Below are 11,866 nucleotides of genomic sequence, written 5' to 3' on the forward strand. Positions count from 1 at the left end.
GTATTTGATGCAAACACAAGATAGGATAAAAGTCAAGCAAGTTGTTGATGCGATAGCCGCAAGTCAAAAACATCTACTTTCTATTCAAAATCCCGATGGTTATTGGTGGGCTGAGTTAGAGTCTAATGTTACCATCACTTCCGAAGCTGTTTTATTACATAAGATTTGGGGAACTGAGAAAACCAGACCTTTACATAAAGTTGAAAATTATCTCCGTTCTCAACAACGAGAACATGGAGGTTGGGAATTGTTTTATGGTGATGGTGGAGATTTAAACACAACTGTAGAAGCCTATATGGCTTTAAGATTGTTAGGTGTACCCGCTACAGATACCGCATTGCTGAAAGCGAAATCTCTAATTTTAGCTAAAGGTGGTATTAGCAAAACTCGGATTTTTACAAAGTTACATCTAGCTTTAATTGGCTGTTATAATTGGCGCGGACTGCCTTCTTTGCCACCTTGGGTAATGTTACTACCCGATAATTTTTTCTTCAACATTTATGAACTTTCGAGTTGGGCGCGTTCTAGCACTGTACCATTATTAATTGTCTTTGATCGAAAACCAATTTTTAACATTGATCAGCCAATTAATTTAGATGAATTATATGCTGAAGGTGTAAATAATGTCTGCTGGGAATTACCAAAAAATGGTGATTGGTCAGATATTTTTAATATCCTTGATGATGGCTTTAAATTAGCAGAAAGTATTAATTTTGTTCCTTTTAGAAATGAAGGAATTAAAGCCGCAGAAAAATGGATTCTAGAACGTCAAGAAGTTACAGGTGATTGGGGGGGAATTATTCCCGCAATGTTAAATTCTCTGTTAGCTTTAAAGTGTTTAGATTATGATGCTAATGATCCGGTGATCGAACGAGGTTTAAAAGCAGTTGATAATTTCGCCATTGAAACAGAAAATAGTTACTGTGTCCAACCTTGTGTTTCTCCTGTATGGGATACAGCTTGGGCGATTCGGGCTTTGATTGATTCAGGTTTTGCCCCAAATGATCCGGCTATTGTTAAAGCTGGAGAATGGTTAATAGAGAAACAAATTCTCGATTATGGTGATTGGAATGTCAAAAACAAGCAGGGAAAACCCGGTGCTTGGGCGTTTGAATTTGAAAATCGTTTTTACCCAGATGTGGATGATTCGGCTGTGGTTGTCATGGCTTTACATCAAGCAAAATTGCGGAATGAGGAACTAAAAAAACAAGCTATTGATAGGGCTTTAAATTGGATTGCGACAATGCAATGTAAACCAGGTGGTTGGGCGGCTTTTGATCTTGATAATGATCAAGAATGGCTCAATTCTGTCCCCTATGGTGATTTGAAAGCGATGATTGATCCAAATACGGCTGATGTCACTGCTAGAGTATTGGAAATGTTGGGGGCTTGTAATTTATCAATTCCAGCAAATAATTTAGAAAAGTCTTTAGATTATCTTTTGAAGGAACAAGAAATAGAAGGTTGTTGGTTTGGACGTTGGGGTGTAAATTACATTTATGGAACTAGCGGCGTTTTATCAGCTTTGGCTTTAATTAATCCTTTGAAATATGCTAGAGATATAAATCAGGGTGCAGCTTGGTTAGTGAAAGTACAAAATTCTGATGGTGGTTGGGGAGAAACTTGTTTTAGTTACAATGATCCTAGTTTAAAAGGAAAAGGTGACAGTACAGCATCCCAAACAGCATGGGCTTTAATTGGGTTAATAGCAGCAGGTGAAGCTACGGATAAATTAGCTATTGATAGTATTGAAAAGGGGATTAATTACCTGTTAGAAACACAAAAATTAGATGGTACTTGGGATGAAGAATACTTTACCGGAACGGGCTTCCCTTGCCATTTTTATTTGAAGTATCACCTTTATCAGCAGTATTTTCCTTTAATGGCTTTGGGACGATATCAAGCAAAATGTTCGAGTTAAATAGCAATACCTTTGCCATTTTTCTGGAGAAATATTATCAATCTTGTAGTGCGGGCATCTTGCTCGCTATTTTTACACCCCATTTATTAGTGTTGTCAAAGAAAGTGGATAATATGGTTATAAAAAAATTATGGGTAGGAATTGGTTGTCAAAAAGGAATTTCCCAACAATTAATTAATTTAGTAATCAAAAAAGTTTTTCAGGAAAATCAACTTATATATCATGAAATAGCTGGAATTGCAACTATTGATAAAAAAGCCTCAGAAATTGGTTTATTGGAATTTTGTAACTTAGAAAAACTACCTTTAAAAACCTTTAGTGCCGAACTTTTAAATAATGTATTTGTTCCCAATCCTAATAATACTATTACTAAGTTAGTGGGAACATCTAGCGTAGCAGAGGCTTCCGCGATTCTTGCAGCTTCAGAAATCACATCTACGGAAATAATGTTATTAGTTCCTAAACAGATTTTCCGATTACCAGAAGCACCAGCAACAATCACAGTAGCCGTTGCTAAAAGTGAAAACCTGATATTTTAATCAACTGCATTAACAATCTGATTAATAATACCAGAAACAATTGATAAAACAATTGAACCTAAAAAAGCAGGAATAAAACCCCGAATTTCAAAACCATAACCGGGAGTTATCGCACTGGCAAACCATAGCGTTAAGGCATTAATCACTAGGGTGAATAAACCCAAAGTAATTAAGGTGATGGGAAATGCTAAAATCTGCAAAATTGGTCGCACAATGGCATTTACTAAACCAATCACAACAGCGGCAATTAAGGCAGCAACAAAACTAGTGAGAATGATTCCAGGAACAATTTTAGCCGTAATTAATAATGCTACCGCAGTCCCGATCCAAGTTAAAAGAAAGTGCTTCATAGTTTGATGACGAGAACAAGATTAACGTGACTGGGAAGTGCGGTTCAAGAACACTTTCCATGTACCACCACCGACAACACCATCAGGTTTTAAACCATAACGAGTTTGAGCAGCTTTGACTGCGGCTTCTGTGGATCTTCCGAAATCTCCATCTATTTTACCATTTAAAAAACCCAGGATTTTTAGTTGTTTTTGCAATTTAATTACTTCCGGTCCACTTGTACCTAAATGTAAAATTGGCCATCCTTCGGGAGTATATTGAATACCGGGCATTTGTTGATTGAGAGGAGTGGGTTGAATACTAGAATTAGGCTGATTGGTGGTGCGTTTAGTAGTCAGTGGTTTTGTGAATCTGGTCGGTTGGGTAGGAACAGTCGTAAAACTACTGGCAGCATTAGGTGCGGAAGTAATAATATTTGATGGGCTGGGAAACAGTTTTTGCCAAGTGATATTATCTACATTACCAGTGGGATTTAGGCCAGCAGCTTGCTGAAATTGGGCAACGGCAATAATGGTACTTTGTTGATATGTACCATCCACAGCACCTGAATAAAAACCCAAAATCGTCAAAGCGGCTTGAAGTTCTGTAACTCGTTCACCCTGACTACCTAAGTTTAGAGGAGGACGATTAATTTTAACTTCTGTGTTGACTTGGGCAATTTTAACCGCTGCTGCTGTTGATATAAAAGCAGAGGAACTAATTAACGCGGGTGTGGTGGTTAACAAGAGTAAGCAATACCAAGAATTTGCGCTCATGTAGTTGGGAATACTTGCTATCAAACTAAATTTCATAGAATTTTTGTATAACTTTCCGATGCTGATCTTACCCTGTGGCGATCGCTTTGTTTGCCTTTAATCTTTTTGGTGTGAAGATAAAACATAATCGAATATTTCCAAGACTTGATTTTGTTGGGTAACATACGTCAACCCAACCTACGCAATTTAAGGTTTTAGAAAGTAGCTGTCTGAATGGCTTCTTCTGGTCCAACGAGAGATAAATATGGTGCTTGTAAATATTTACAAGCGGTTGTCATTGCCTCCGTTGCAGTGACATTATTAATTAATTCGGGAAACTTTTGATCAAATTCAATTCCTAAACCCAAAATTTCATACCAACCATATATCTGTGCAATATGTCCATTAGTTTGTTTACCCAACGCATATTGACCGATAATTTTGTTTTTAGCAGTTTGTAATGCTTCTGCTGACAGTTCGGTGGTACATAACAATTCTACTTCTTGGCGGAGTCCATTAAAAGCAATTTTGGTATTTTCTGGTGCAGTCCCAATATAAACTACAAAGGAAGCGGGAAAAAGTCGAGTCGAATAAATAGCAGATACGTCATAAGCTAAACCTTGCTTTTCTCGCAATTCTACAAATAAACGACTAGAAAGACCATTCCCTAAATAGGTAGCAAGTAACTTGAGAGACGCATATTCTGGGTTGGTTACTGATGGTCCTAAATAACCCAACATGATAATTGATTGTTGTGTATTTAAGGGTTTCAGGCAAGATTTAGGTGATCCAGTAATTGGTGGTAAATTAAGAGTAGGTTTGCTGGAATTTGGTATTTGCCAATCACCAAAGATCTTATTTACTAATTTCTCTGCTTGTGCTGGTGTAATGCGTCCAGCAATGCTAATGACAATATTATCAGGACGGAAATGAGTTTGGTGATATTCTACTAAATCATCACGGGTAATGCTGCTCATGGTTGTTTCATCACCTAAAACTGACATGGAGTAGGGATGATTTGGGTACATTACCTGACGCAGTTGTTCAAAAGCCAGTCCAAAAGGTTGCTCTTTTTGGGAACGAATATCTTGGATTGCTAATCGCTTTTCTAATTCTATTTGGTTTTCGGGAAAGGTAGGCGATCGCAATAATTGTCCAGCCAATGTTAAAATATCAATAAAATCAGCAGTTACTGTTTTCAACGATAGCAAAAAATAATCTGTAGCTGCATCTGTGCCTAAACCAGCTCCTACAGATTCAACTTTTTCGGCAATTTCTAAACTCGATAAACCATCACATCCCTTTGTCATTACTGCTGATAACAAATGCGCTAAACCAGCTTTTTCTCGCTGTTCATGACAACTACCAGCGCGAATAAAAATCCGTCCCGCAATAATATCAGCAGCTTGATTTTCTGAGACTAATAAAACAATGCCATTACTTAATACGGTGCGATGAATCAGAGAGCGACTATTAATAGTTTGCATTTTTTACTTAATAATTAACAAGGTTTGAGAATTGTCACAGCATAATTAGCTGGGGAAAGATATTGTTGAGCTAATTTTTGCAGTTCTTGAGGATTGAAAGACTGGATTTCTTGGGGATAGGTAACAGCTAATTCAGCGTTAGCAATGGTATGATAATAACCATAAAAATTAGTTAGCTGATCTGGTGTTTCTGTAGAAAAGGCATAATCATTACATAAAAACCTCTGAATACGATTTAGTTCTGGCTTGCTAATTTCTTGATTTTGCAATTCTTGTAAATGATCACAAATCAACTCTTCAACTCGTTCCAGATATTCTGATTCCAACCAAGCCGTAATTGTAAATAAACTTGATTCTTGTTGTAAAGAGAAATCACAGCATAAGTCTTGAACAAGTTGCTTTTCTTCCCGCAAATCAGATACTAATCGAGAAATTCTCCCTTCTCCTAACAGTGCTGATAATAATTCTAAACCATGAACAGCCCGAAATTCTTCTACTCCTGGCACTTTCCAACCCATAATTAACCGCGCTTGTTCCAGTCTAGGTAAAATTAACTCATGACGACGAATTCCTGAAATTACCGGTGCTGTAACTTTGGTAAATTGGGGACAATGATCACGTTGCGGAAAATCTACAAATGTCCGGTTTACCAAGTCCCTCGCAGCTTTTTCACCAATTCCCCCCACCACAACCACAGTCATATTTTCTGGTTGGTAATAACTGCGATAAAAACAGCGCATAGCTTCAGGGGAATGCTGCATTAATTCTTCCTCAGTTCCCAATACAGAACGTCCGTAAGGGTGCTGTTGGTAAACATTTTTAACAAGAGATTGAAAACCTACCCAATCAGGATCATCGTTGTAAGAACGGATTTCTTCTAGCACCACATCCCGTTCTCTGATAAATTCATCGTCAGGAATGGCTGCATTCAGGAGTAATTCTCCCAAATGTGGTAGAGTATGCTCTAGGTAATTAGCAGCGGTTGTAATCGAATAATGGGCATAATCGTGGCTCGTAGCGGCATTACTCACACCACCAATTTTTTCAATATGATAATCAAATTCTCCAGGCAGCAAGTTTGGTGTACCTTTGAAAATCATGTGTTCTAGAAAATGTGCCATTCCAAACCAAGGTTCTGGTTCTAGGTTAGCTCCCGCACGCACCCAAACGTCAGCTATGACTACGGGTGTAGTGGATATTTCTTGGTGAATGAATGTCAAGCCGTTATCTAATTTGATAACTGAACCGGGAAACACGTTGTTAGTTAGTTGTTTTAGCAATTTTTTCTAGTTTCAAGCACAATTTAATGTTGTCATTCTAACCTTGAATTTAACGGAAAAGAAAGCCAAATTGTAGAGATTTAGTAAATCAACAAGTTTTATGGATAAATAATGTTCCCCAAATAGGTAATATTGATAGAATGAGAAAAACGACTATCCACGCTGGCATTTTTTCCTCGATAGATGCGTTAGTAGCAGTCAGCTTGCCTTTTTCATCAGTTGTTAGTTGGTATTTAATAATATCGTTTTTATGAAGACACGCCCAGGAATTTTATTACTTACTTTAGTCATACCTGGTTTATTGGTAGTATTGATATCCCTTTATTATTTTGGTACTGATTATGACGCACTAATAAAAGCTGAAAATTATTTAGAAAAATTGGTAAAAGAGGAAAAGCCTAATGAAAGAACTTTGCAATTTGCATATCATCGAGCTTTAGCCCATCGAATTAATGTTTTTGCTGATGCTACTTGGGGATTATTGGGAGGTGTGATTACAGCAGTGGGAATACATGGTTTAGTGATGTTGAAGGAGAAAGATTAAAACACTTCCTCCTATTAATTTAAACGGCTAAATTTTCCATTTTCCAAGTTGCTAAATCTGCCAAAGAGCGATCGCGGTAACGTCCATATTTTTCCGGTTTACTCTTAATTTTCACACCCAAATCTGGCACAATTCCAAAATTAGGAGCCATCGGTTGAAAATGTTTTGGTGCAGCGGATCTGATAAACTCAAATAATGCCCCCATCATCGTTGTAATAGGTAAAATTAGAGGTTCTTTTCCTAAAGCTAATCTAGCTGCATTTGTTCCCGCTAACCAACCTCCCGCAGATGCAGCAGTATAACCTTCTGTTCCTATTAATTGTCCCGCAGCTAGTAAAGTTGGACGTTCTTTAAATTGCAAACTTGCAGACATCAACTGCGGTGCATTTAAAAAAGTATTGCGGTGCATTACTCCTAATCTGACAAATTCGGCTTTTTCCAATCCAGGTATCATTTGAAAAACTCTTTTTTGTTCACCCCAGCGTAAATTAGTTTGAAATCCGACCATATTCCAAAGTTGACCGGCTTTATCTTCTTGTCGTAATTGAATTACCGCATAATTACGTTCTCCATTGCGAGGATCAGATAAACCCACTGGTTTGAGAGGTCCATAACGCATGGTATCTTCACCTCTTCTCGCCATTTCTTCAATTGGTAAACAAGCTTCAAAAAATTTCGCCGTTTCCTTTTCAAAGTCTTTTAATTCCGTTTGTTCAGCTTGACGTAATTCTTCCCAAAAATGTAAATACTGCTCTTTATTCATGGGACAATTCAGATAAGCGGCTTCACCTTTGTCATAGCGAGAAGCCATAAATGCAATATCTTTATTGATAGAATCTCCCAGAATTATCGGACTTGCAGCATCAAAAAAGTTGAGATATTCCATCCCCGTAAACCGCTGTAAATCTGCGGATAAATCTGGACTGGTTAAAGGACCACTGGCTAATACGACAATCCCTTCGGGAATTGCGGTAACTTCTCCCCGACGAAAATCAATTAAAGGATGGTTTGCTAAGGTTTGGGTTAAATCTTCCCCAAATTGTCCTCTGTCTACCGCCAAAGCTCCACCAGCGGGAACTGCGTGTTCATCTGCTTTGGAGATGACAATAGAACCAAGTTGGCGTAATTCTTCATGTAATAGACCGGCGGCGCGATCGCTTGCCATAGCCCCGAAAGAGTTACTACAGACCAATTCGGCCAAATTTTCCGTATGATGGGCAGGGCTGAAGCGTTTAGGGCGCATCTCGTGGAGAATTACAGGCACGCCGGCTTGGGCTATTTGCCATGCTGCTTCTGTTCCTGCGAGTCCGCCGCCAATTACTTGTATCGGTTGTTGTGTCATAGTGATTTGAGATTTTAGATAAAATTATGATAAAATTATTATTCAAATAAAGAACGAGGTAGTTGAGATTGTCGAATAATTGACATTAATGTACCCAGTTTAACAGATGAGTGTTAGGTACAATAGCAGTGAGAGTAGAGTCTTCTATTGCTTTTTGCATAACAATATGACTTCCTTTTTGTCTAACTTCTGTAAAGCCATTATCTTGTAAAATTTTACAGATTTCTTTACCTGATAGTACGCGTAATTTACCCAACCGAAACCTCCAAATTAGTAATAAAAATTTCGCTTTTGAGACGATTTTTTATTTCTGAAGGTGAAGCAAATTCTAAAAATAATTCAATTGCTTCTTTTAAATTATCTTTTGATTCTTCAATGGTATCTCCTTGACTAGCAATATCTAATTCTGGACAAAGGGAAATATACCCATTGTCTTCTTTTTCAATAATTACAGTAAATCTTTGTTTAATAGTTGGCATGGAATATGTAAGCTCCTTAATATCTTTACATTATTATACTGCTTATTGTCCACAAAATATGTTTTAACCTGGATTAATTTAATTACAAGTTTTTTCTCTTCTTTTCTAAACCCAGAATTTTACTTTTAAGATGGAGTTTATACTAAAATACTATTAAAAGTTAGCAGTAATAATTTTCCAAAAAATAAACAATGGTAGCACAAAATGGTTGATACTTTCCATCATTATTCAATTCTAAATAATCCTTAATAATATTCCTGATTTCCTCTTCATTAAAATCCTCATCTGCTAATAATTCTAATTCCGCATCAATTGCAGCTTTACGCATTCTTTGTAACTTGGGAATATTCAAAGCTAATTTTTCTATTGTTGTTTCAGCAGCAAGTCTTTTAATAGTTTCTTCTGTCGGTAAAATTTCACCAGCAGCAGAACATTTAAAAAACTCTGCACAATTTGCTATTAACGGTGAAACTAACAACTTTTCATCATACCAATTATCTTTTTGATGTCCACAATGTACAGGAACACGGGGTTGTTGATCTTCTCCTTGACAGGAAACTATAAGATTAAAATAATCAAATTTCACAGTTTCATCTATACCTTGAGGTTTAAAATGTTCAATATGACAACTTCCTTTATCTATAGCAACACCACAATAACAACAAATATAACCTTGTTCTTTTAATAAAATTTCTAAAAGCTGACCTTTAACTACAGTTCTTCCAAAACTTTTCCAAGTAGGAATTTTAGCACCTTGCTTGATTTTCCATGTAGATAAACTAGTTGGTTCTGCACTTTTTTGAATATATTTCATTTACGTAAAAGTCCTTTTCTCCTAATTAAAATATCCGCTTTTACAAATTGTGCTTCATCTTCACCAATTATTTCAGCTAACTCTTTTCTTAATTCTTTAGCAACTTCTAAGTTTCCTTCATCAATTAAACGAAATAATTTTAAAAGGTCTTGTTTGATTTCTTGTGGACGTTCAGGAACATCCATTAAATCTTCTAATATTTGATTACTATCTCTACCATAGGAACTTTCAGGACGTTTAGCAATTATACCATCATTTGTTTTTTCTAGAATATAAATTCCTTGAGGTTTAATTTGACTAATCACTTGAGGAGAATGAGTAGTAACTATAAATTGACAATTAGGAAAAGTTCTAGTTAAAGCTGGGATAATTTCTCTTTGCCATTTTGGATGTAAATGCAGTTCAATTTCATCAATTAAAACTACTCCAAAACCATCAAGCGGATTTTTTAAACCTGGGTTAGCAATAGCTAATCTTCTCGCTAAATCTCCTACCATTGCTAATAAGCACTTTTCACCATCAGATAATTGATTAACTATCAATTCTTCACCATCTTTTTGTAATGTCATTCTCAAAGGAGAACGACGTACACGCAGTTTTGTAAAATTCGGTATTAATGAAGATATGGCTTGTCTTACTGCTTCTAATTGTTTATCTCGATAATCAGGATTATTTTCTAGACGTAATTCACTTTCTATATCTTCTCTATTTCTAAACCACTGAAATAAATGAGAAAAGCTAATCCTACCACCTGCTAGAGCTTTATCATAAGAATCTATTTGTTTAAATTCAGACTGAATAGGAACTTCTAAATCAATATCAATCACTGCTCGATTAGTAGGATAATAAACTATTAGAGGTATATTATATTGTGGCTCATTATACCAATGTCTCCAAATCCCATTACAAGCATTTTGTCTCTTTTCGTGTCCTGACACTTTGGTAACTCCATCGCGTTCTCGGTAAATTGTCCAACTATCTTCTCCACGATATGATATTTTAATATCCAATTTTGTAATAATATTTTTATTAGCAATATCAAATTCATTAAATGTTTTAACGTTCTCAGAATCAACAGTACCTCCTATCCAGTGCATAAAATAAGAAAGTAATAAACAAATAGCATCAAGAATACTTGATTTACCTACACCATTAATACCAATAAATACTGTTGGTTCTTTTTCATCAAAATCTATTGTTAAATCACCAATTCCGCGAAAAGATTGCATTTTTAACTGTTTAATTCTCATAGTTCTCAAGAAAAATTAGCGAAATTAATGATATTTTATCTCATCTTTGTAATTCACTCAATAGTAAGTAAATAATAGATCATAAAAAATATTATAATACATAGTTGACATATTAGGTGAAAAATCATCGAAAATATTGGTAATCTAATAATAACTAATGATTAAAATAGAAGTGATTAGGCATTACGGGGTTTTAGTAAAATGAGTTGGACAGAAAAACTAGAGCAGTTAAAAGAGTTATTTACAGAAATGGAACAGGCTTTAATAGCCTATTCTGGCGGAGTTGACAGTACATTAGTAGCTAAGATTGCTTATGATGTGTTAGGCGATCGCTCGTTAGCTGTAACAGCCGTTTCCCCTTCTCTATTACCAGAAGAATTAGAAGACGCGAAAATTCAAGCCACAACTATCGGAATATCTCATAAAATTGTCCAAACACAGGAAATGGACAATCCCAATTACACATCTAACCCAGTCAATCGTTGTTATTTTTGTAAAAGCGAATTACACGACACCCTCAAACCCTTGGCTTTAGAACTAGGCTATCCTTATGTAGTAGATGGTGTAAATGCAGACGATTTACATGATTATCGTCCAGGAATTCAAGCTGCAAAAGAAAGAGGTGCGCGATCGCCTTTAGCAGAAATTGGCGTGACTAAAGCCGAAGTTCGGCAAATTTCCCAACAATTAGGTTTACCTTGGTGGGATAAACCCGCTCAACCCTGTTTAAGTTCGCGCTTTCCCTACGGTGAAGAAATTACCATAGCCAAATTGCAGCGAGTAGGAAGAGCCGAAATTTATTTGCGAAATTTAGGGTGGCAAAATTTACGAGTCCGTTCCGAAGGTGATACAGCCAGAATTGAATTATCACCAGATAAAATTAAAGATTTTGTCTCGAACACAGATTTACCAACTCTAGTATCTGCATTTCAAACTTGGGGATTTATCTATGTCACCTTAGATTTAGAAGGTTATCGTAGTGGTAAATTAAATCAGGTTTTACCTCAAATCGCTTTGAGTAAATAACAACCCAAAAAACAAAACCCCCCTCTAAAAGAATAGAGGAGGCGTTGTTGTTAAATATTAAACCTGGCATCGAGCTATTTTCACGGAGGGCTACCCCTA

At 36.3% G+C, this 11,866-nt stretch carries 13 protein-coding genes; 4 read left to right on the forward strand and 9 right to left on the reverse strand.

What is annotated here, in order from left to right; genetic code table 11:
• Positions 1-7: 7 nt before the first annotated feature.
• Positions 8-1,921, forward strand: coding sequence for a squalene--hopene cyclase (shc, locus tag AN490_RS01915; RefSeq protein WP_299999448.1), 1,914 nt, complete (start codon positions 8-10; stop codon positions 1,919-1,921).
• A gap of 113 nt (positions 1,922-2,034) precedes the next feature.
• A complete protein-coding gene (locus AN490_RS01920) occupies positions 2,035-2,460 on the forward strand; it encodes a cobalamin biosynthesis protein (RefSeq protein WP_168650929.1) in 426 nt (141 codons plus the stop codon).
• On the opposite strand, the gene AN490_RS01925 is transcribed toward AN490_RS01920, so the two are convergent.
• The 4 genes from AN490_RS01925 to AN490_RS01940 form a co-directional block, all read right to left on the reverse strand.
• Positions 2,457-2,810 carry a phage holin family protein gene (locus tag AN490_RS01925; RefSeq protein ID WP_015080630.1) on the reverse strand — a complete coding sequence of 118 codons (354 nt, stop codon included), beginning with the start codon at positions 2,808-2,810 and terminating at the stop codon, positions 2,457-2,459. The genes AN490_RS01920 and AN490_RS01925 overlap by 4 nt on opposite strands.
• Before the next feature lie 21 nt (positions 2,811-2,831).
• Positions 2,832-3,602: a peptidoglycan-binding domain-containing protein gene (locus AN490_RS01930; RefSeq protein ID WP_299999452.1), complete on the reverse strand. Its 771-nt coding sequence runs from the start codon at positions 3,600-3,602 to the stop codon at positions 2,832-2,834.
• A 158-nt stretch (positions 3,603-3,760) separates the two neighbouring features.
• Positions 3,761-5,032, reverse strand: a complete 1,272-nt coding sequence (locus AN490_RS01935; RefSeq protein WP_299999454.1) for a pitrilysin family protein — start codon at positions 5,030-5,032, stop codon at positions 3,761-3,763.
• Positions 5,033-5,046: 14 nt separating this feature from the next.
• Positions 5,047-6,288 (reverse strand): pitrilysin family protein, encoded by a 1,242-nt coding sequence (locus tag AN490_RS01940; RefSeq protein ID WP_299999471.1) that lies wholly within the window; start codon positions 6,286-6,288, stop codon positions 5,047-5,049.
• 274 nt (positions 6,289-6,562) lie between these two features.
• Between AN490_RS01940 and AN490_RS01945 the strand changes: the two genes are divergently transcribed.
• Positions 6,563-6,856: a hypothetical protein gene (locus AN490_RS01945; protein ID WP_053540358.1), complete on the forward strand. Its 294-nt coding sequence runs from the start codon at positions 6,563-6,565 to the stop codon at positions 6,854-6,856.
• A 19-nt stretch (positions 6,857-6,875) separates the two neighbouring features.
• Here AN490_RS01945 and trmFO read toward each other — a convergent pair whose 3' ends face one another.
• From trmFO to AN490_RS01970, 5 genes are all read right to left on the reverse strand, one after another.
• Positions 6,876-8,198 carry an FADH(2)-oxidizing methylenetetrahydrofolate--tRNA-(uracil(54)-C(5))-methyltransferase TrmFO gene (gene trmFO, locus AN490_RS01950; RefSeq protein WP_299999457.1) on the reverse strand — a complete coding sequence of 441 codons (1,323 nt, stop codon included), beginning with the start codon at positions 8,196-8,198 and terminating at the stop codon, positions 6,876-6,878.
• Between the two features lie 85 nt (positions 8,199-8,283).
• Complete coding sequence (locus tag AN490_RS01955; protein WP_299999459.1) at positions 8,284-8,454, reverse strand: type II toxin-antitoxin system HicA family toxin; 171 nt, start codon at positions 8,452-8,454, stop codon at positions 8,284-8,286.
• Positions 8,447-8,677, reverse strand: coding sequence for a type II toxin-antitoxin system HicB family antitoxin (locus AN490_RS01960; protein WP_148766249.1), 231 nt, complete (start codon positions 8,675-8,677; stop codon positions 8,447-8,449). Before AN490_RS01960 ends, AN490_RS01955 begins: the two co-directional genes overlap by 8 nt.
• Positions 8,678-8,837: 160 nt before the next feature.
• Positions 8,838-9,491, reverse strand: a complete 654-nt coding sequence (locus tag AN490_RS01965; RefSeq protein ID WP_299999463.1) for a retron system putative HNH endonuclease — start codon at positions 9,489-9,491, stop codon at positions 8,838-8,840.
• A complete protein-coding gene (locus tag AN490_RS01970; RefSeq protein ID WP_299999465.1) occupies positions 9,488-10,741 on the reverse strand; it encodes an AAA family ATPase in 1,254 nt (417 codons plus the stop codon). Before AN490_RS01970 ends, AN490_RS01965 begins: the two co-directional genes overlap by 4 nt.
• A 201-nt stretch (positions 10,742-10,942) precedes the next feature.
• Between AN490_RS01970 and larE the strand changes: the two genes are divergently transcribed.
• Positions 10,943-11,767 (forward strand): ATP-dependent sacrificial sulfur transferase LarE, encoded by an 825-nt coding sequence (larE, locus tag AN490_RS01975; protein WP_299999467.1) that lies wholly within the window; start codon positions 10,943-10,945, stop codon positions 11,765-11,767.
• Positions 11,768-11,866: the final 99 nt, after the last annotated feature.

The sequence above is a fragment of the Anabaena sp. AL09 genome (genome assembly GCF_001672255.1).
Classification (GTDB): domain Bacteria; phylum Cyanobacteriota; class Cyanobacteriia; order Cyanobacteriales; family Nostocaceae; genus Dolichospermum; species Dolichospermum lemmermannii.